This is a genomic window from Flavobacterium sp. GNP011 (assembly GCF_056428925.1).
In genome coordinates this window covers 536,301-557,603 of record NZ_JBWJVJ010000001.1, presented here as the reverse complement: position 1 = coordinate 557,603, position 21,303 = coordinate 536,301, and the positions used below count along the sequence as shown (strand labels likewise).

Below are 21,303 nucleotides of genomic sequence, written 5' to 3'. Positions count from 1 at the left end.
CTATAATTAATGCTTATCTATTACTTTAACTTCAACCGCACCTGTATTTTGAAAAAAAGAAACTAATTCTTCTTCGTTATCATGTACAGCAACTTCCATTAAAAAATGGTCATCTGTAGTTCTTACATCTGGATTCTCAGCTTCTTTGAAAGGCCATAATTTACTTCTCATATAAAAAGTAATAACCATCAAGTGAGCTGCAAAAAATACAGTAAGCTCAAACATAATTGGCACAAATGCAGGCATATTTTCAATATAACTGAAGCTAGGCTTACCACCAATATCTTGAGGCCAATCTTGAATCATAATATAATTCATCATAGCAGTTGCTACCGAAATTCCAACACATCCATACAAGAAAGCACAAATAGCTAATCTTGTAGGGGCTATCCCCATAGCTTTATCCAAACCGTGAACAGGAAATGGACAAAAAACTTCTTCAATATGATGATGAGCTGCTCTAGTCTTCTTTACTGCGTCCATCAAAATATCATCGTCATTATAAATGGCGTATATTACTTTATTACTCATGATGTGAATCTTTATTTGCTTCTCTTGCGCGTTTGTAATTATCTCCAGTTGCTTTTAAAATAGTTTTAACTTCAGCTTGTGCAATAACAGGGAAAGTTCTTGAATAAAGAAGGAACAACACAAAGAAAAAACCAATTGTACCTATGAAGATACCAATATCAACAAAGGTAGGTGAAAACATAGTCCATGAAGATGGTAAATAATCTCTATGTAAAGAGGTAACAATAATTACAAATCTTTCAAACCACATTCCAATATTTACAACAATTGATATTATGAATGAAAACATAATACTTGTACGTAATTTTTTGAACCACATAAACTGAGGTGAAAACACATTACAAGTCATCATTGCCCAATAGGCCCACCAGTAAGGTCCAGTGGCTCTGTTTAAGAAAGCATATTGTTCGTACTCTACTCCTGAATACCATGCTACAAAAAGTTCAGTTATATAAGCAACACCCACGATAGAACCCGTAATCATGATTACGATATTCATTAACTCGATATGCTGTACAGTAATATATGCTTCTAAGTTTGAAACTTTTCTCATAATGATCAACAAAGTGTTAACCATAGCGAAACCTGAAAATACAGCTCCCGCAACGAAGTATGGAGGAAATATAGTGGTATGCCAACCTGGTATAACGGAGGTAGCAAAGTCCATCGATACAATAGTGTGTACTGACAATACAAGAGGAGTAGCTAAACCAGCAAGAACAAGAGAAACTTCCTCAAAACGTTGCCAATCTTTTGCTCTACCACTCCAACCAAAACTCAAAATTGAATAAACTCTTTTATTAAAAGGAGTTACAGCACGATCTCTAAGCATTGCAAAATCTGGCAATAAACCTGTCCACCAGAAAACTAATGATACAGATAAATAAGTTGAGATTGCAAATACATCCCAAAGTAATGGTGAATTAAAATTTACCCATAATGATCCAAATTGATTTGGTATTGGTAAAACCCAGTAAGCCAACCAAGGACGACCCATGTGAATGATTGGAAATAAACCTGCTTGAATAACCGAAAAAATAGTCATTGCTTCAGCAGAACGGTTAATTGCCATTCTCCATCTTTGACGGAAAAGTAAAAGTACCGCTGAAATAAGTGTACCAGCGTGACCAATACCAACCCACCAAACAAAGTTAGTAATATCCCAAGCCCAACCTACTGTCTTGTTTAAACCCCATGTACCAATACCTGTAGATACAGTGTATACGATACACCCAAGTCCCCAAAGGAAGGCTATTAATGCAATTGAAAATACAATCCACCAATGTTTATTTGCCTTACCTTCAACAGGTGCGGCTACGTCTACAGTTACATCATGATAAGTTTTATCACCTATAACTAAGGGTTTTCTAATGGTTGCTTCGTAGTGAGACGACATAATCCTTTATATTGATTCTTAATTAATTTTTTTTGTACTAAGTATTTCTAACTTTAACATGATAAATCACATTAGGTTTAGTTCCAACATGTTCTAATAAATGATACATTCTATCATCAGCTGCAAGCTTTGCAACTACAGCATCTTTATCATTTACATCTCCAAAAATCATAGCTCCTGTAGAACATGCATTTGAACATGCAGTTTGGAATTCGCCATCAACAATTGGTCTTCCTTCTCTTTTGGCTTTAAGGATAGTTGCTTGTGTCATTTGAATACACATAGAACATTTCTCCATAACACCTCTTGAACGAACGTTAACATCTGGATTTAAAACCATACGACCTAGATCATCATTCATATGATAATCAAATTCACTGTTTTTGTTATACAAGAACCAGTTAAAGCGACGTACTTTATAAGGACAGTTGTTAGCGCAATAACGTGTGCCAACACATCTGTTATAAGCCATGTGGTTTTGACCTTGACGAGAGTGTGAAGTTGCAGCAACTGGACAAACAGTTTCACAAGGCGCATGGTTACAGTGCTGACACATAACAGGCTGGAAAGAAACTTGAGGATTATCTCCTGCTTTTTCCATTTCGTTAAATGTAGACAAAGAACTTGTTAAACCAGCAATATTTTCTTTTCTTTCATTATCTCCCTCAAAAGTACTTTCTGATGAGTAATATCTATCAATACGCAACCAGTGCATATCACGACTTCTTCTAACCTCAGATTTACCTACAACAGGAACGTTATTTTCAGCATGACAAGCGATAACACAAGCTCCACAACCAGTACAAGCATTTAAATCAATTGAAAGATTAAAATGATGACCTGTTGAACGATCAAATGAATCCCATAAATCTACTTTAGTTGCCTCAACTTCTTTATGATCTAAAGAAACCATCGGTTGTTCATTCCATATGTGAGCATCTTTGGTATTGAATATTTCAAGAGAAGTTTCTTTAATAATATCACCTCTACCCATTAATGTCTTTTGACCTTGAACACAAGCAAACTCATGTTCTCCATCAGCTTTAGCTAATGTAATAGATTGAACATTATTGAAACCTTTATATAAAGAGTAAGCGTTTAAACCTACCATCATTTCTTCTTTCAAAGCAGCTTTGCGACCATAACCTAAAGCTAAACCTACAGTTCCAACAGCTTGACCAGGTTGTACAATTACAGGTACATTTTCAAGTTTTAAACCATCTGCAGTCGTAATTGTAGCATAACTTCCGTTTAAACCTCCGTTAGCAACAATCTCATTAGACAATTCATATTTAATTGCATCAGCATTAGATACAGTTACATAATTATCCCAAGACACTCTTGTAATAGGATCTGGAAACTCTTGTAACCATGGGTTATTTGCCTGCTGACCATCACCTAAACCTGTTTTGGTATACAATACTAACTCAAGACCTTGAGACGCCTTAGTAGCAGCTAACGCATTTGCAGCAGCAGAATAATCAGCACTTCCCGTACCTACAGTTGGAACAGTAGAAACAAAAACACCATCATGTAATACTTTATTCCAAGATGATCCTGAAATAATTGAAGAACTAGTATTTTTAATATAATCATAAAAAGAACCTGCAGTTCCGTTTAATGATAACAAAACATCTTGAAATTGTTTTGTATTGAAAAGCGGACGAATAGTTGGCTGAGTCAAAGAATAAGTTCCTTTAACCAGACTTAAGTCATTCCAAGATTCTAAATAATGAGGAACAGCAGCAGCTACTGTAGACAACAAAGCCGTTTCATCTTCTTTCAATGAAAATGCAACTGATGTTTTAACTTTCTTTAAACCTTCTTGAAAACTTACGCTATCTGCTAAAGTATATACAGGATTCACACCACTCATGATAAGAGTATGAACTTTCCCAGCTTTCATATCAGATATTAATTGAGATACATTAGATGCTGAACCTTTTCTAATTTGTCTTAAACCTGCAGTAACAAATGACTCACTAGCAAGAGCTTGATTAATCGCCAAAACTAGTAATTGAGCATTTTTATCTTGAATTCCAGAAACTAAAACACCTTTACTTCCAGCTGCTCTTAACTGTTGTGCAGCTTTGGTAACTTCTGATTTAAATTTATCTTCAAGTTTAACCGAAACAGAAGAACCTGTTACAATATTATATATGTGAACTAAAGCTTGCTTTTGGGCTGAAACAGACATTGGCAAACGCTTGTCAGCAGCAGCTCCAGATAAAGTCATATTAGACTCTAATTGGAAATGACGTGACATTTTTCCAGCTTTTGGTATTCTACCTTTAGCATAACCAGTATCAAAACTTCCTCCTTGCCAGTCTCCAAGGAAATCAGCTCCTACAGAAACAATCAAAGAAGCTTTAGAAAAATCATAATCTACTAATACTCTTTCACCATAAACCAATTCAAAAGCATCAAGAGCTTCGGACTCTGATACCGCATCATAAACTACATGCTTAGAATTAGGATTTTTTGAAACGAATTCAGAAATCAATCTTTCAGTAGAAGGACTTGCTAATGTATTTGTTAAAAAAACAACCTGTCCTCCTTTAGCTTTTGCTTCTGCAATACTTGATTTAATCTTAGCATCAACAGCAGACCAAGTTGAATCTTTCCCATCAATCTTTGGTTCTTTAAGACGCATACTATCATACAAAGATAAGATAGATGCATGAATCCTTGCATTTGCTGTGAATTTAGCACCAGCAATAGTATTGTTGTCAATCTTAATAGGACGTCCCTCTCTGGTTTTCACCAAAAGATTTGCAAAATCAAATCCGTCAAAAACTGAAGTAGCGTAATAATCCGCAACTCCAGGAATAATTTGCTCAGGTTGAAGAACGTATGGTATTGATTTATTAACAGGACCCTCACATGCAGCCAAAGTAGCAGCAGCAGTACTAAAACCAACGTACTTTAAGAAATCACGACGTGATGTTGAAGAAGATGATAATGCATCACTATTTCCTAAAAATTCATCAGTAGGAATTTCTTCAACAAATTCGTTATTTCTTAGCGCCTCAACAATAGAACTATTTTGGTCTAGTTCCTCAACACTTTTCCAGTATTTTTTGTTTGATGACATATATAAATATTAAAATCTTAATAATTTGATTAATAGTGGCATTTACCACACTCTAAACCACCCATTTGTGCGGCAGTCAACTTATCTACACCATATTTTTTAGAAAGCTCTTCATGGATTTTAGTGTAATACTCATTACCCTCCATTTTAACCTCAGTTTTTCTATGACAATCAATACACCATCCCATTGTTAATGGAGCAAACTGTTTTTGAATTTCATATTCTTCAACAGGACCGTGACATGTTTGACATTCAATTCCTCCAACAGTTACGTGTTGTGAGTGATTAAAATAAACAAAATCTGGAAGATTGTGTATACGAACCCATTTTACTGGCTGCGTTTTCCCTGTATACGTTTGTGTTGCTTGATCCCAACCAACAGCCGTGTATAACTTTTGAATTTGCTCATCATAAAAAGCCTTACTGTACTCTGGAGTGGCAGTTGTCTCAGCAACTTCAGCAATGTTTTTATGGCAGTTCATACATATATTAAGTGATGGAATACCTCCGTTTTTACTTACACGTGCAGCTGAGTGACAGTATTTACAGTTTATTTCATTATCACCAGCATGAATTCTGTGTGAGTAATGTATTGGCTGTATTGGCTCATACCCTTGATCAACACCTACCTGCATAAAGAAACCATACACATAATAAGCACTTGTAAGAAGTAAGAAAATAACAGTTACCAAAATCAAAAATTGATTTTTAGCAAACGCTTGCCAAATTGGAGTTGTTTTAGCTTTTGGCTCAACTACTATCCCGTTTGCTTTTGCAACTTTAGAAAGAACTTTGTTTACTAAAACTAACATTACCACCAACACCACTAATACTAGTGCAAGAGCAGCTAATATAAGATTGTTTGAAATACCGCTATCAGCAACTGGACCACCAGGAACAGCAGTAGCACCACCAGCAGCTGGAGCAGCTACTTCAGCTTTAGGCTCAGAAGTGTAAGCTATAATGTTATCAATATCAGCATTTGATAATTGAGGAAACGAAGACATTACTGACTTGTTGTTTTCTTCAAAAACCTTAACAGCTTGAGCATCACCTGATTTAATAAAGTCTGAACTGTTTTTTACCCACTTATAAAGCCATGCCATTTCGTACTTACTAGCAATACCTCTAAGTGCAGGCCCTGTAGCTTTAGCATCTAACTTGTGACATGCAGCACAATTTGCATTAAACAATTCTTTACCTTTAGCAGCATCTCCACCAGAAGCAGCAGCAGGAGCCGCGGCCGCATCAGGAGCAGCAACAGCGGCAGCTTCTTGAGCAAATGAAGTGAAAGAGAAAATTAACGATAAGGCTACGCCTAAAAATAATTTTCTTGTGATCGAATTATGGTTACCCACCTTTTTCATATAGTATAATGATTATCTACTAAAAATTGGCACAGTCTTTACTAATAGACTTAGAAGGACTGCTCCTTTGTTTAAAATATTGGACAAAAATACGATATAAGAACTATTCTCAAAACCCTAAAATAGTCTTAATTTCAATTTATATTTATTCTAAATAACGTATTTGATTTGGTATTAAACACTAAATATTAATTTTGCATAAAAACATACACATTATGAGAATTTTAAGCCTGAAAGCTTCACTTATCGCCCTTATTTCAACAGCATTTTTTCATTCGAAATCAACTGCACAACAGCAAAATATTTCCATAAAACAAGACTCAAAATTTGAGCAATTGCTTACAGAAAAAAGAAAAACAAATCAATCAAACACTGTAAATGACCGTTTTAAAATTCAAATTTACAGTGGCGATAGTGAGAAAGCAAAATCGACATTAAATGAATTTAGACAAGAGTTTAATGACATTGAGGGAACCATCGTATTCTTTGCACCAAATTATAAAGTTTGGATAGGGAATTTCAAATCTAGAATAGAAGCTGAAAGACATATAGTAGCTATCAAAAAAAAGTATCCAAATCTCAATTTGATTCGTCCCAACAAATAAAGATTGTATAAAACTCTTAAACACATCCACTAAAGCCGTTCTTTTTGAATGGCTTTTTTTTATACACAAAGAAGTAAAAAAATTTAATTAAAAGAGCATAGGATTGTAAAATTACAAAACGCATAAAATGATAGGTATTACTGAATATCATTAATAAATTTAAACCTCTTCAATTACAAAATAGCATTTTATAAAAAGTACTAAAATAAAAAAATCCCGACGAATCGGGATTTTAAAACTATAATAGAAAAAATTATTTCAATTTCTTTTTAACAGCAACTTCATGGTAAGATTCAATAACATCACGTTCTTCAATGTCATTATATCCTTTAATTTGAATACCACAATCGTATCCTTTGGCTACGTCTCTAACATCATCTTTAAAACGTTTAAGAGCTAATAACTCTCCAGTGAATACAACTACACCATCACGAATAACACGCATCTTGGCATTCTTAACAATTTTACCATCCATAACCATACTTCCGGCAATAGAACCAACCTTAGAAATTTTGAAAATCTCTCTAATCTCAGCTGTACCAAGGATTTCTTCTTTCATTTCAGGAGCTAACATTCCTTCCATTGCATCTTTCAAGTCATCGATAGCTGCATAGATAATAGAGTAATAACGGATATCTATTTCTTCTTTGTCTGCTAATTGTCTTGCATTTCCAGCTGGACGAACATTAAATCCGATAATAATTGCATCTGAAGCAGAAGCCAACATTACATCAGTTTCTGTAATTGCTCCAACACCTTTATGGATAATATTAATTTGTATTTCTTCAGTAGATAATTTAGAGAACGAATCAGACAATGCTTCAACAGATCCATCAACATCTCCCTTAAGGATAATGTTCAATTCTTTAAATTGACCCAATGCTATTCTTCGTCCGATTTCGTCTAATGTAATATGACGTTGAGTACGTACAGATTGCTCACGCATCAATTGAGAACGTTTTGAAGCAATTTGTTTCGCTTCTTTTTCGTCTTCAAAAATATTGAACTTATCACCCGCTGTTGCTGCTCCATCAAGACCAAGAACTGAAACCGGCGTCGAAGGACCCGCAACAGTTACAATGTTCCCTCTTTCGTCATGCATAGCTTTAATTTTACCATGATGCTTACCAGCCAACATATAATCTCCAATTTTCAAAGTTCCGTTTTGAACTAAAATCGTAGAAACATATCCTTTTCCTTTGTCCAAGAATGCCTCAACAACAGTTCCTTGTGCCGCCTTGTTTGGATTTGATTTTAAATCTAAAAGTTCAGCTTCAAGCAATACTTTTTCTAATAATTCTTTAACACCTGTTCCTACTTTCGCAGAAATGTCATGTGATTGAATTTTTCCACCCCAATCTTCAACAAGTAAATTCATACCTGCTAATCTTTCTTTTACTTTCTCAGGATTAGCATTTGGCTTATCAATTTTATTGATAGCAAATATAATAGGAACCCCAGCTGCTTGAGCATGGCTAATTGCCTCTTTAGTTTGCGGCATTATATCATCATCAGCAGCAATCACAATAATAGCAATATCGGTAACTTGAGCACCACGCGCACGCATCGCAGTAAACGCTTCGTGACCCGGTGTATCTAAGAATGCAATTTTTTGTCCATTATCTAAAGTTACTCCGTAGGCACCAATATGCTGTGTAATTCCTCCAGACTCACCTGCAATTACGTTTTCTTTACGAATGTAATCCAGTAACGATGTCTTACCGTGATCGACGTGACCCATTACCGTTACAATTGGCGCTCTAAAAACTAAATCTTCTTCTCTATCTTCAACAACCTGAATTGCTTCTTCGATATCAACAGTGATAAATTCAACTTCATAACCAAATTCATCAGCAACAATAGTCAACGTTTCTGCGTCAAGACGTTGGTTCATGGTAACCATGATTCCAAGTGACATACACGTACCAATAACTTTGGTAATTGGCACATCCATCATGATTGCAATTTCACCTACAGTTACAAATTCAGTAACCTTAATAGTTTTACTTCCTTCGTCTAAAGCTCTTTGCTCATCATCAGATTTCTGACGGTGTGTATCCCTTTTATCTCTTCTGTATTTAGCAGCTTTAGATTTACCACCTTTACCTTGTAGTTTTTCTAAAGTCTCTCTAATTTGATTTTTAACTTCTTCTTCTGTTGGCTCAACTTTTGCAACAATTGCAGGTCTGTTTCCTTTTACGAAACCAGGTCTTGCACTTCTATTTGCATTAAATCCACCACCACCAGTGTTAGGCGTAATTTTATTTGGATTTGGAGCACCTGGAACAGCAGGAGGCCTTGGCGCACCTGGTTTAGGAGCTATCCTTTTACGTTTATTCTTATTGGCATTAGCTGCCGCAGAACCTGGAGCACCTGGTTTATTAGGTGTAATCTTTGGCTCTTCTTTTTTCTTTTTAGGCTTATTAAATTGTGATAAATCAATAATCTGCCCTGTTAGAGTAGTACCAGATAATTTTTGGTATTGAGTGGTAATAGTTTCGTCAGCAGGAACCTCTTCAGATTTTACCGGTTCAACTTTTTCAACAACCTTAGGAGCTTCAGGTATTTCAGCTACAGGTTCCTTTGCTACTTCTTTAGGAGTAATTACAGGTTTTGATTCTTTCGCATCTGAAGTAATTTTAGTATCCAAAGGTTTCGGAACAATTTTATTTTCTGCTGGCGTAATCTTTACAGCAGGAACCTCTACACTTTTAGGTGCAGACTCTACTTTTGGCACTTCTTTTACAGGAGGGACAATTGCAGCTTTTTTTGGATTTAAATCAATCTTACCTACTTGAACAGGTCCAGATATCACCGCTCTTGCTTTGATAACTTCCTGTTGTTTTGCTCGTTCTTCATCAAGCTTACGTTTATCCTCGATTTCTTTTTCTCGCTCTAAACGTAATGCTTCCTTCTCTTTTCTTTTCTCTTCTCCCACTTCTTTAGAAGCTTCTTTATTCCCTTTGTCACCAGCAAATTGACCGCACAAAACATTGTATATATCGTCAGAAATTTTTGCGTTTGGATTTGCATCAATTGCAATTCCCTTATCTTTTAGATAATCCACAGCTCTTTCCAAAGAAATATTCAATTCCCTTAAAACTTTGTTTATTCTAATAATTCTCTCTTCAGACATAAAACCTTTTTATATTTACCTTTTTTGTTATTCCTCATTTTACTCCTATTCGATACCTACCGAACTAGATTTGTTGTAAAATGGCATGTTTATAGTTGAAGACCTGTTGACTAACTGTCAAATTCCTCTTTTAATATTCTCATTACATCTAAGATTGTTTCCTCTTCTAGATCTGTTCTTCTAACTAAGTCATCTACATCTTGGCTCAAGATACTTTTTGCAGTATCCAAACCAATTTTAGCAAATTCCTCAATAACCCAATCCTCAATTTCATCTGAGAATTCAGTTAACTCAACGTCATCCTCATCAGCAGTAGCACCAGCTACATCACCCTCACGAATCACGTCTAATTCATATCCTGTCAATAATCCAGCTAATTTAATATTGTGTCCTCCACGACCAATAGCCTTAGAAACCTCTTCTAATTTCAAGAAAACTTCAGCTCTTTTAGTTTCCTCATTAATTTTAATTGAAGAAACTTTTGCTGGACTTAGAGCACGTGTTATTAACAATTGAATATTACTAGTATAATTGATAACATCAATATTTTCATTTCCTAATTCACGAACAATACCATGAATTCTAGAACCTTTCATTCCAACACAAGCACCTACAGGATCAATTCTATCGTCATAAGAATCTACAGCTACTTTTGCTTTTTCACCAGGTATTCTTACCACTCTTTTAACCATAATTAAACCGTCGAAAACTTCAGGAATTTCTTGTTCAAATAATTTTTCTAAAAACTTCTCAGAAGTTCTAGACATAATTATTTGCGGTTTATTTCCTTTCAATTCAACACTTTCTATAATTCCTCTAACATTGTCACCTTTACGGAAAAAGTCAGATGGGATTTGTTTTTCTTTTGGAAGCACAATTTCATTCCCTTCATCATCTACTAAAATAACAACTCTAGGGCGTACATGATGTACTTCGGCAGTATAAATATCACCAATTAAATCCTTAAATTGCTTGTAAAGATTCGTATTGTCGTGTTCGTGTATTTTTGAAATCAAGTTTTGGCGTAAAGCAAGAATAGCTCTACGACCTAAATCAATAAGTTTTACTTCTTCAGATACTTCTTCACCAATTTCAAAATCTGGTTCAATCTTTCTAGCTTCTGTTAAAGTTATTTCAAGGTGATCAAAGTCTAAATCTTCATCCGCAACGATTACTCTTCTTTGCCATATCTCCATATCTCCTTTGTCAGGATTTATGATGATGTCAAAATTATCATCTGAACCGTACTTTTTCTTCAATGCATTTCTAAATACATCTTCTAAAATTGCCATAAGCGTTACACGATCAATGAGTTTATCATCTTTAAACTCTGAAAATGAATCGATTAATGCTAAATTTTCCATGCGAATTCTTTAATTAAAATGTTACTGTAACAATTGCTTCTTTTATGTCTACGTAAGAAACTTTCAATTCTTTTTGAACTGTCTCTTTCCCCTTACCTATTTTCTTTGGCTCTCTTGCTTTCCAAGACAAAATTACAAAATCATCATTAGCATCTACTAATTCTGCTTCAATAATTTCAGTATTTGTCTTCAAAATCAAGGTTCTACCAATGTTTTTCTTGTATTGCCTTACTTGCTTTAAGGCTGACCCAACTCCAACTGACGCTACTTCAAGTGAATAGTCCTGCTCTTCTCTATCTAGCTTGCTATCTATATATTTACTCACATCAATACAATCTTGCAAGGCCACTCCTTGATCCCCATCAAGTGCTATAATAACTTTAAAAGCATCTGTAACCACTAGGTCAATAAGAAATATCGAAGGCTTTTCTAATAAGCAATCGGCCAAAACTGAATGTAACTTTTCTTTAAATGTCATATTTTTATAAAAAGAGGGGACTATTCGTCCCCTCATTATCTAGTTTTTAATAAATAACGGTGCAAATATAGTGTTTTTTTACAAATTAAAATAATTGACTGCTTTAAAAATATTTCTTATCTTTAATATCAAGTTAAAACAACTTGTTGATTCCCATAATTTAACACTTTTATAATTATGAAACATATTTTAGTACCAACTGATTTTTCTGAGCAAGCTGAATACGCATTAAAAGCCGCTTCTATTCTTGCTAAAAAAAACAACGCCTCCATTTATTTATTGCATTTACTTGAACTTCCGAGCCAAATGAGCGACGCCGTTTCTAGCGGAAAAAGCATTCCCGAAGTAATCTTGTTCATACGAAAAGCAAATGAAAGACTTGAAAACATAAAATCTCAACCTTACCTTGAAGGCATTAGCATAGAGAGCAGTGTTCAACTTGAAAAAGCATTTGCAGGAATCTTATCTTTTAATGAAAAAAATGAAATCGACTTAGTTATTATGGGCTCACACGGTAGTTCAAATACAGAACACGTCTTTATTGGCTCAAATACAGAAAAAGTTGTTCGCCTTTCCAAAGCTCCCGTTTTGGTCATAAAAAAAGATCCAAGAGAATTCCAAATCGAAAAAATAGTTTTTGCATCTGATTTTTCGAAAGAAACTAAAAAACCCTTTAAGAAACTACTAAAATTTAGTCATGACACAAATGCAAAACTTCTTTTAGTCATGATCAATACTCCAAACAGTTTTAAAACCACTCAAAAAAGCGATCAAATTCTAGAAAAATTCCTTAGAAAATATGATTTAGAAAACTACTCCACCCATGTTTACAACGATACCAATGTTGAAAACGGAATAACAAATTTTGCCGAAAGTCAAGGAGCCGACTTAATTAGCATTTGCACACACGGCCGAACAAGATTATCTCATTTTTTTAGCGGCAGCATTAGTCAAGGATTGATAAATCATGAATCCAGACCTGTTCTAACTTTTAGAATATAAAATTAGAAAATAGTACAAACAAAAAAACCTCTCAATTGAGAGGTTTTTTTTTAAGTTGGTCTACTAGGACTCGAACCTAGAAAGACTGCACCAAAAACAGTTGTGTTACCATTACACCATAGACCAGTAAACTGCTTTGCTGTATTATTGCTTAGCGAGTGCAAATTTATACTATTTTTTAGTTTGCACAAATTTTTTTTACATTTTTATCAAAAAAAATTCATTCCATTTTAAAAAAAGCTCTTGATTTAGTCGAAAAATATTCATAATCAACACGTTATTAATTAGAGATAGTTTTTTAGAAAATAATGTTAATGCTATGTGGGTTAAACAAAAAAACATTTTCTTTGTAACTTAAATAATATAATATTTGATACATGGATAAAACAGCATTCAATTTCAACAAATGGAATACGATCATTGGTTGGATTACTTTTGGGATAGCATTGATAACATATACTTTGACGGTTGAACCTACCATGAGTTTTTGGGATTGCGGAGAGTATATTGCTACAGCTGCAAAATTAGAAGTGGGTCATCCGCCGGGCGCTCCTTTGTACCAAATGATTGGGGCCTTTTTTGCCATGTTTGCTTTAGATAATACCAAGATTGCATTGATGGTAAATATGGTATCTGTTTTTTCTAGTGCCTTTACTATTTTGTTTATGTTCTGGTCATCATCAATGATTTTGAGAAAAATTGTTGGTCGATTTGCATCAACACCTTCATTAAATAAAAACAATGACGTTGTTGTTTTAGGAAGTTCGTTTGTAGGAGCATTAGCCTATACCTTTTCAGATAGTTTTTGGTACAATGCCGTAGAGGCCGAAGTGTATGCTATGGCTTCCCTTTTAATTGCATTATTGTTTTGGCTTGGCTTACGCTGGGAACAAGATATGGATAAACCAAGAGGTAATAAATGGTTACTCATTATTTCACTAGTAGTTGGGCTTTCTTTTGGTGTACACTTTATGGCCTTATTAACCATTCCCGCAATAGGTTTTTTATATTTCTTTAAAAATTATGAAAAAGTAACTGTTAAGAGTTTCATTATTGCGAATGTTGTAGTGATTTCTATTTTGTTGTTCATCTTTAAATTATTGCTACCACTTACCATGGCTTTCTTTGGTAAAACTGAGGTTTTTATGGTAAATAATTTAGGATTACCCTTTGACTCTGGGACATTGTTTGTAGCCTTGTTAATAGCTGTTTTGTTTTATTTTGGTTTGCAATACACCAAGAAAAAACAACTAATTACATACAACACTCTATTGCTTTGTGTACTTTTCATCCTAATTGGTTTTTCTACCTGGATGATGCTACCTATTCGTGCCAATGCAAATACAGTAATAAATGAAAATAAACCATCGGATGCTCGCGAAGTTTTAGCCTATTATAACAGAGAGCAGTATGGCGTGAATCCTCTTTTTTACGGCCCTCAATACACTGAAAATTTTGCAGGCTTAGACAAGGATAATCCGTACTTAGACAAAGCACCAAACTATGAGCGAGATTATAAAACTGGCAAATATGTTATTGTAAATAATTTTAAAAACGCAGAGCAAAATTCAGATAATAATCACAAAACTATCTTACCAAGAATGTGGAGCGCTGATCATATTGAGAATTATATGAACTTCTCAAATCCTCCGGCATTTAGACTAAATCCTGATTATCCTTATGAAGAAGATCTTGCCAAATATGGTATTGACCCTAGCCAATTAAGCGAAGAAGATTATAATAAAGCCATAGCCCAACTGAAAAATGAAACTGAAAAAATTGTAAACGAGTTCAGACAAGCGTATGCGCAACAACAAATTGACAATGAAGGATACGTTAAATTCTTAAAAAGTTATGGCGACTATTTACTTATTGACAAACCTACCACTGTTGACAATTTAGGTTTTATGGTTGAGTATCAATTTGGCTACATGTACTGGAGGTATTTAATGTGGAATTTTGTTGGAAGACAAAATGATGTGCAAGGAAGATACGATTATCTTGATGGAAACTGGTTGAGTGGTATTTCATTTATTGATGAACTACATTTAGGAAGTCAAGAAAACTTACCCTCGGATGTGGTAAACAATAAAGGTAGAAACGTATATTTCTTTTTACCTTTTATTCTAGGACTTATTGGTTTAATGTATCATGCCAATAAAGATTTAAAGAGCTTTTACGTTCTACTTGCCTTATTTCTTTTTACAGGAATTGCTTTGAAAATCTACCTAAACGAGAGACCATTTGAACCGAGAGAACGTGATTATGCTCTTGTAGGATCGTTTTATGTATTTGCTATCTGGATTGGTTTTGGCGTATATGCTTTATATGAGAGCGCGCAAAAATATCTAGCCCCAAAAATTGCTGGCCCGCTTATTATATGCGCAAGTTTACTAGCAGCTCCTGTATTAATGGCTTCTCAAAACTGGGATGATCATGACCGTTCAGGCAAATCTACTGCTGTAGCTATGGCAAAAGCATACTTAACATCATGCGATCCTAATGCTATTTTATTCACCATTGGAGATAACGACACTTTCCCTTTGTGGTATGCCCAAGAAATTGAAGGCGTGAGAACTGACATTAAAATTGTAAATACTAGTTTGTTCATGACGGATTGGTATATTGATCAAATGAAAACCAAAACATACGAATCAGATGCATTGCCGATTTCATTTACGCATGATCAATACGTGGGTGACAAACTGGATTATGTGGCATTTATCCCCAAAATCGATACCAGATGGGATGTTAAAGATTTGATTGATTTTATAAAAAATCCAAAATCAACTGTTGAAATGCAAAACGGACAAACGATTCATTTTTACCCTACTAACAAAATCAGAATCCCAGTTGATAAAAATATTATTATCAAAAATAAAGTTGTTTCGGCTCAATACTTTGATTCAATAGTTCCATATATTGACATTGATGTTAGCAAAAATGCCTTGTACAAAAACCGATTGATGATGCTAGATATAGTTGCAAATAACAACTGGAAACGCCCTATCTATTTTAGTGGTGGCGCATTTGATAACGAAGATTATATTTGGATGAAAGAGTACCTTCAATTAGAAGGAATGGTATACAAACTGGTTCCTGTTAAAACTACTTTACCTAAAGATGCTAGCCCACTAGATATGGGACAATTGGATTCAGATAAAATGTATGATATTGTTATGAAATGGGAATGGGGTAACGGAGAAAGTACTACCATTTATCATGATCCTGAAACTAGACGCAACAGCATCAACTACAGGTCATACCTGTCTAGATTGATGAACCAACTTATTAAGGAAGGCAAAACCGATAAGGCAAAGAAAGTTATTGACCTAGCAATGACTAAACTTCCAGTGGAATATTTTGGTTACTATTCTCTTGTAGAGCCTTTTGGTGAAGGATATTATAAAACGGGTGAAAAAATAAAAGCACAACAATTACTGGATAAATTAACTCAAAAGTACCGTGAGAATCTTAATTATTATGGCGGTTTAAAAGCTAGTGAGCAGTCAAGTATTGTGATTCCTATTGTTACAGATATTGAGCGCTATAGAAGCTTGCTTAAAGTAATGAAAGAGAATAATGACTTAGAGTTCTACAACAAGCACAGAGCTACATTTAATACCTACATAAAAATGTTTGAACGTTTTGAACGTGATAGAGAATAAATAAAATAGTACTTAAAATAGCGGCAATCTTGTCGCTATTTTTTTTAACTTTCTTTGAGATGAAATTTTACTGGGTAAAAACTAATAAACTAATTAAGACTCTATTATCAAAATGGATTTGGGACATACCAAGTACGGAAAAAGTGGTATATCTCACTTTTGATGACGGTCCCACCCCCGAAGTAACGGTATGGGTACTTGAGGAGTTAAAAAAATACCATTTTAAAGCTACCTTTTTTTGTATTGGTGATAACATTCATAAATATCCCGAAATATTCAAAAAAATTATAAGTGATGGTCATGCAATAGGAAATCACACCTTCAATCACTTAAACGGATGGAAGACATCAACACAAAACTATATAAAAAACACAAAACATTGTCAAGAAATAATTGACGAGAATATGCATTACAATTCTGATTCTAAAATATTTCGTCCGCCTTACGGCAAAATAAAAACAGCTCAATCTAGAGCTTTATTAAAAATGGGCTACAAAATAGTAATGTGGGATGTATTAAGCGCTGATTTTGATAGAAACATTACAGAGCAAGAATGCTTGAACAATGTAATTATGAACTTGCAGCCAGGGAGTATTATTGTATTTCACGACAGTATAAAAGCTTTTGAAAAACTAAAATACGTTTTACCTGCAACCTTACAATATTTAGAAGATAATAACTATGAGACGAAAGTTTTATAAGTTGTAACGATTAATATTGTTCTTGAACAATGCTAATAAGAGTATTTGCATCAAGTTCTCCAGATTGCCTCCAGATCATTTGGCCTTGCTTGTAAATCATCAACGTTGGAAGTCCTTTAATACGGAGCGCATTTGCTAATTCTTGGTTTTTATCAACATCTATCTTTATCACTTTTGCTTTATCACCAAGAGCAGCTGCTACATCTCTAATAACGGGATGCATGGCTACCGAAGATTCATTCCAATCCGTATAAAAATCAATTAATACTGGGACTTGCGTATGTAAAAGTTCTCCAAATTTTGACATAAACCTTAATATTTAGTTTTCTAAATGTAATAAAAGAGATTGATAATATACAAATGTAACATTTTTAACGAATTATGCCACATTTACAGCTTTTTTTAGTTCAATTACTGTTATTTCTGGCATGATACCAACTCTTCCAGGATAGGCATGAAAACCAAAACCTCTATTTACATAAACATACCTACCAACATTTTCGTATAAACCCGCCCATTGTTCATATACGTATTGCACTAAACTCCATTTGAAATAACCTGGGATTTCAATACCAAATTGCATTCCATGAGTATGGCCTGAAAGCGTAAGTTGAAAATGTCTTTTATCGTGCTGAACTACCTTATTCCAGTGTGAAGGATCATGACTCATGAGTATTTTAAAATCTTGTTTTTGTAATGATCCTGATGCTTTGTCTAAATCTCCAGCTTGTTTAAAATTGTGCCCCCAATTTTCAACACCTACAAGAGCTATTTGATCCGCGCCTTTCTTTATAAAAGTATGCTCATTAAGCAATAAATTAAAGCCTATTTGTCCGTAAAGCTTTTTTATATTCTCAAAGTTCTCCTCTTTTTCTTGCTTGGTTTTCCAAGTTACATATTCCCCATAATCATGATTCCCTAATACAGCGTATTTTCCGTACTCGTGTTTATTGATATTGTTAAACGTTTCTATCCAAGGATGCATTTCTTTGGCATGCGTATTTACGATATCACCTGTAAACAATATCAAATCTGAGTTTTGAGCATTAATCAAATCAATTGCGTGTTGTATTTTATCTGGATTGTCAAAACTACCACTATGAACATCTGATATTTGCGTAATCGTAAATCCATCAAAAGCATCTGGTAAATCCGGAAAAAAAATACGTTGCTTGATAACTTTATAATTGTACTTACCAACTGTAATACCATATATAAGTGAAAGAAAAGGAACCGCAGCAAGACCCAATCCTATTTGACTCACAAATTTTCTTCTTGAATTAAAAAAATCTTTGTTTTCATCATAATTTGTAAAATATTTCAAAGTTCCCACACCTAACCTATACAGATCTTCTCCTAAAAGTACAATTGTAAAAATAATTTTAGGAAGATAAACCAAAAGCAACAACGCCATAGTGAACATTGTTTTTTGTGTTTGTCCTACGCTCCTATCAAATTGCATTAGGGCATAAACAATGTATATTGAAAAAGCAACACTAGCAATTTGAATACTATATAAAACAGACTTGTTTTTGATTATGGTTTTAAAAACTTGGAAAGTATAAATCTCTAAAACCAAAAGAAACAAACACAAAATAACTACACGAAAGATCATTACCAATAATTTTTAGGCAAAATAACAAATTAAGGAATCATAATAAATTTTTATTAATCAAAATTTAACTAAAATATACTAGTTGCATCTTAAAAAGTCATTTAAAAAAAATAAAAGCTGAAATATTCCTATTTCAGCTTTTAAAAAATTATATGAAGTTAATAAGTAATAAAACTAGATTTACTTTAAAGTCATGTTAAATGAAAAAGTATCGATATTAATTTTTGTACCGGTATTGATTCTCTTTAACCATAATTCAACAGACTCGTTTTGATTTAAGGTTACAGAACCTGTAACTGGGAAAGCTTGTGTAAAGCCACTATTTGTATCAATATACGTTTCAGTTGATGGAAGCGGTGTAATTGTACTTCCATTTGAGCCAACTTTTACAAAATAAAACACATAGACAGCATTAGTTCCTGCTGTTGATTCTATGAAGGCAATTGATGAGTTAACTTGAAAGGAACGTGTTTTTTTTCCTCTGTAAGTAAGTCTACCAGTAGTACTTGAACTAACTCTTAAAAGTTCATCGGTTGTAGTTACGTTTGTATTTACCTTATAACCTACATTTTGCGTAGTAGCTGTAGTTCTTGTAGAAGTTGTGTTACTGGGATCGTATAAATTTCCTGTAGCAGATGCATCTGTCTCAGTAGGAATACCTGCGCATCTCACATTCCAATTATTATCAAAATTATAGCCTGTATAAGTTGCAGGTGTATACCCATTTACATACTTCCCTGTAGAGAGCGTACCCGTAAAAACAACTGATTCCATTACTCCATCACCCGTTATAATAGGGTTTGCACTTACATCGACCCCAACCGCTGCACCATTTACTTCACAAAAACCACCTTGTTTTTGGATCAAAGAAAATGTACCGGTGAACCTTTCAAAAGTACCTGCATTATTTCCAAACCATGCCGTATTGCTCAAAAGCACTCGTGTGTTATTAGTATAGGTAATACCTGTAGTATTTGCGGCAAAATTCACGAAAGATAAAAATACCAATCCAAAACCACTGATTGTGCCGACATTGGCAGAGTTTGCAACAATAGCATCTCTAAAAATAAAACTTTGAGTATTGCCACTTGCCACCAAATTAAAAACAGCACTCGTTCCAGCAATACCCAATGTTTTAATAGTGCCTCCAGATGCTCCATCAAAAAGAAACCCACTAGATTTAATGAGTAAATCTTCATTGGCGTCTAAACCTACCAAATAGGCATTATTCAAATCAATTGGAAAATTGACGTTGATAATACCATTTATTTCATAATACGTGCCACTATCGAGAACATATTTTACACCACCGCCAGCGGCTAATTCAGTAGCTAAAACAGTAGCTAATACATCCGTAGATTTAATACGTTTAAACTTCAACCTTCCATTAGCATCACTATTGATAAGATTCCAAGAAGTTATTCCTTGATTGTAATGGTATAATGATTTTAGATTTGTATCATAAACCATCAACCCATCGGCTGGAGATGCAATTGCTAAACGCTGTGCGGTAGTCATCCTTGGCGTAAGCATCCCTTGAGTAGTTGAGGAAACGTCAAGAACTGAACTTGCATGAGGTGTTGTGGTTCCTATACCTACTTGAGCGTACGTTGTTAGAGTAAGTATTAAAAAAAAGAAAACATAGATTGGTGTGAATTTTAAGGTGGTGTAATTTTTTGTCATCACATTGAAATATAATGTTAATAAAATAGTTAGTTTTTATTTCAATCAAATTTATTTTTTTTATCGACAAATTGCAAATAAAATCGATTAAATGCATCTATTTTATTTTAATATAATCTTTAACTTACTTTTTATATAAAAACAAATTATTAAAAAATTATAGATAAATTTTTATCAAAAATTTAAAGACGAGACCAATTCTTATTTAAGATGTCCCATATGGCTTTAAAAAAATACGTCTCTTTTAAAATAAAAAATACCCTTTTAGATATATACCCGCATTTTGATTTGTAAAAAATGATATGTGGTTACTAACTTTATCAAATCAACTCCAGTTAAATTTACTCTCAGCACTACTAGGATTTATTTTTCTGTTAACGCATGATGTGAAAAAGTATAATCCCTATTATTTGAAAGAACAATTTATGAAAGTGCTACGAGCTTCGAAACGAACTCACCTGAAAGTACAATACCAAGAAAGACACCTTGCTCCTAAACATAGAAGTACAATCACTAACACACCCGAATTACTTGAAAACATAAAATTCTTTTTATTTAAATATCGCATTATGAAACGAAGAAACAACATGCAAGATTACCCTTAAGCAGAGTAGTAATATTTGGATTTTACCTTTGATTAACAATTTTACGAGTTACTTTTTG

Annotated in this window: 15 protein-coding genes and 1 tRNA gene; 5 read left to right on the top strand and 11 right to left on the bottom strand. The window is 33.9% G+C overall.

Annotated features, from left to right (window positions below; genetic code table 11):
- Window positions 1-6: 6 nt before the first annotated feature.
- The 4 genes from AC061E_RS02400 to AC061E_RS02385 are packed head-to-tail and all read right to left on the bottom strand — an operon-like array spanning window position 7 to window position 6,388.
- Entirely contained in the window at window positions 7-531 is a 525-nt protein-coding gene (locus tag AC061E_RS02400) for a DUF3341 domain-containing protein (RefSeq protein WP_144889575.1), read from the bottom strand.
- Complete coding sequence (gene nrfD / locus AC061E_RS02395; RefSeq protein WP_144889577.1) at window positions 524-1,927, bottom strand: NrfD/PsrC family molybdoenzyme membrane anchor subunit; 1,404 nt, start codon at window positions 1,925-1,927, stop codon at window positions 524-526. Before nrfD ends, AC061E_RS02400 begins: the two co-directional genes overlap by 8 nt.
- Window positions 1,928-1,964: 37 nt before the next feature.
- On the bottom strand, window positions 1,965-5,021 hold the full coding sequence (locus AC061E_RS02390) for a TAT-variant-translocated molybdopterin oxidoreductase (RefSeq protein WP_478284828.1): 3,057 nt from the start codon (window positions 5,019-5,021) through the stop codon (window positions 1,965-1,967).
- A 29-nt stretch (window positions 5,022-5,050) separates the two neighbouring features.
- Window positions 5,051-6,388 (bottom strand): c-type cytochrome, encoded by a 1,338-nt coding sequence (locus tag AC061E_RS02385; RefSeq protein ID WP_478284827.1) that lies wholly within the window; start codon window positions 6,386-6,388, stop codon window positions 5,051-5,053.
- Between the two features lie 215 nt (window positions 6,389-6,603).
- Here AC061E_RS02385 and AC061E_RS02380 point away from each other — a divergent pair, with 215 nt between their 5' ends.
- Complete coding sequence (locus AC061E_RS02380) at window positions 6,604-6,993, top strand: SPOR domain-containing protein (protein ID WP_144889583.1); 390 nt, start codon at window positions 6,604-6,606, stop codon at window positions 6,991-6,993.
- 253 nt (window positions 6,994-7,246) lie between these two features.
- Here the strand turns inward: AC061E_RS02380 and infB are convergent, their stop codons facing one another.
- The 3 genes from infB to rimP form a co-directional block, all read right to left on the bottom strand.
- Window positions 7,247-10,129 (bottom strand): translation initiation factor IF-2, encoded by a 2,883-nt coding sequence (gene infB, locus AC061E_RS02375; protein WP_478284826.1) that lies wholly within the window; start codon window positions 10,127-10,129, stop codon window positions 7,247-7,249.
- Window positions 10,130-10,239: 110 nt separating this feature from the next.
- Window positions 10,240-11,493, bottom strand: a complete 1,254-nt coding sequence (gene nusA, locus AC061E_RS02370) for a transcription termination factor NusA (RefSeq protein ID WP_478284825.1) — start codon at window positions 11,491-11,493, stop codon at window positions 10,240-10,242.
- Window positions 11,494-11,506: 13 nt separating this feature from the next.
- Window positions 11,507-11,971 (bottom strand): ribosome assembly cofactor RimP, encoded by a 465-nt coding sequence (rimP, locus tag AC061E_RS02365; protein ID WP_478284824.1) that lies wholly within the window; start codon window positions 11,969-11,971, stop codon window positions 11,507-11,509.
- Window positions 11,972-12,148: 177 nt separating this feature from the next.
- Between rimP and AC061E_RS02360 the strand changes: the two genes are divergently transcribed.
- Window positions 12,149-12,973, top strand: coding sequence for a universal stress protein (locus AC061E_RS02360; protein ID WP_478284823.1), 825 nt, complete (start codon window positions 12,149-12,151; stop codon window positions 12,971-12,973).
- Window positions 12,974-13,028: 55 nt separating this feature from the next.
- Here the strand turns inward: AC061E_RS02360 and AC061E_RS02355 are convergent.
- Window positions 13,029-13,099 (bottom strand) — tRNA-Gln (locus AC061E_RS02355).
- A 251-nt stretch (window positions 13,100-13,350) separates the two neighbouring features.
- Here AC061E_RS02355 and AC061E_RS02350 point away from each other — a divergent pair.
- A complete protein-coding gene (locus AC061E_RS02350; protein WP_478284822.1) occupies window positions 13,351-16,641 on the top strand; it encodes a glycosyltransferase family 117 protein in 3,291 nt (1,096 codons plus the stop codon).
- A gap of 59 nt (window positions 16,642-16,700) precedes the next feature.
- Window positions 16,701-17,342, top strand: coding sequence for a polysaccharide deacetylase family protein (locus tag AC061E_RS02345; protein ID WP_478284821.1), 642 nt, complete (start codon window positions 16,701-16,703; stop codon window positions 17,340-17,342).
- Window positions 17,343-17,352: 10 nt separating this feature from the next.
- Here the strand turns inward: AC061E_RS02345 and AC061E_RS02340 are convergent, their stop codons facing one another.
- The 3 genes from AC061E_RS02340 to AC061E_RS02330 form a co-directional block, all read right to left on the bottom strand.
- Window positions 17,353-17,649 carry a thioredoxin family protein gene (locus AC061E_RS02340; RefSeq protein ID WP_144889597.1) on the bottom strand — a complete coding sequence of 99 codons (297 nt, stop codon included), beginning with the start codon at window positions 17,647-17,649 and terminating at the stop codon, window positions 17,353-17,355.
- Between the two features lie 72 nt (window positions 17,650-17,721).
- Window positions 17,722-18,957, bottom strand: coding sequence for a metallophosphoesterase (locus AC061E_RS02335; protein ID WP_478284820.1), 1,236 nt, complete (start codon window positions 18,955-18,957; stop codon window positions 17,722-17,724).
- Window positions 18,958-19,137: 180 nt separating this feature from the next.
- On the bottom strand, window positions 19,138-20,640 hold the full coding sequence (locus tag AC061E_RS02330) for a phage tail-like protein (RefSeq protein ID WP_478284819.1): 1,503 nt from the start codon (window positions 20,638-20,640) through the stop codon (window positions 19,138-19,140).
- A gap of 302 nt (window positions 20,641-20,942) precedes the next feature.
- Here AC061E_RS02330 and AC061E_RS02325 point away from each other — a divergent pair, with 302 nt between their 5' ends.
- On the top strand, window positions 20,943-21,245 hold the full coding sequence (locus AC061E_RS02325; RefSeq protein WP_478284818.1) for a hypothetical protein: 303 nt from the start codon (window positions 20,943-20,945) through the stop codon (window positions 21,243-21,245).
- Window positions 21,246-21,303: the final 58 nt, after the last annotated feature.

Excerpts from the sequence above, each read along its gene's own strand:
- AC061E_RS02400 (WP_144889575.1), bottom strand. The coding sequence starts at position 531 with ATGAGTAATAAAGTAATATACGCCATTTATAATGACGATGATATTTTG.
- nrfD (WP_144889577.1), bottom strand. The coding sequence starts at position 1,927 with ATGTCGTCTCACTACGAAGCAACCATTAGAAAACCCTTAGTTATAGGT.
- AC061E_RS02390 (WP_478284828.1), bottom strand. The coding sequence starts at position 5,021 with ATGTCATCAAACAAAAAATACTGGAAAAGTGTTGAGGAACTAGACCAA.
- AC061E_RS02385 (WP_478284827.1), bottom strand. The coding sequence starts at position 6,388 with ATGAAAAAGGTGGGTAACCATAATTCGATCACAAGAAAATTATTTTTA.
- AC061E_RS02380 (WP_144889583.1), top strand. The coding sequence starts at position 6,604 with ATGAGAATTTTAAGCCTGAAAGCTTCACTTATCGCCCTTATTTCAACA.
- infB (WP_478284826.1), bottom strand. The coding sequence starts at position 10,129 with ATGTCTGAAGAGAGAATTATTAGAATAAACAAAGTTTTAAGGGAATTG.
- nusA (WP_478284825.1), bottom strand. The coding sequence starts at position 11,493 with ATGGAAAATTTAGCATTAATCGATTCATTTTCAGAGTTTAAAGATGAT.
- rimP (WP_478284824.1), bottom strand. The coding sequence starts at position 11,971 with ATGACATTTAAAGAAAAGTTACATTCAGTTTTGGCCGATTGCTTATTA.
- AC061E_RS02360 (WP_478284823.1), top strand. The coding sequence starts at position 12,149 with ATGAAACATATTTTAGTACCAACTGATTTTTCTGAGCAAGCTGAATAC.
- AC061E_RS02350 (WP_478284822.1), top strand. The coding sequence starts at position 13,351 with ATGGATAAAACAGCATTCAATTTCAACAAATGGAATACGATCATTGGT.
- AC061E_RS02345 (WP_478284821.1), top strand. The coding sequence starts at position 16,701 with ATGAAATTTTACTGGGTAAAAACTAATAAACTAATTAAGACTCTATTA.
- AC061E_RS02340 (WP_144889597.1), bottom strand. The coding sequence starts at position 17,649 with ATGTCAAAATTTGGAGAACTTTTACATACGCAAGTCCCAGTATTAATT.
- AC061E_RS02335 (WP_478284820.1), bottom strand. The coding sequence starts at position 18,957 with ATGATCTTTCGTGTAGTTATTTTGTGTTTGTTTCTTTTGGTTTTAGAG.
- AC061E_RS02330 (WP_478284819.1), bottom strand. The coding sequence starts at position 20,640 with ATGACAAAAAATTACACCACCTTAAAATTCACACCAATCTATGTTTTC.
- AC061E_RS02325 (WP_478284818.1), top strand. The coding sequence starts at position 20,943 with ATGTGGTTACTAACTTTATCAAATCAACTCCAGTTAAATTTACTCTCA.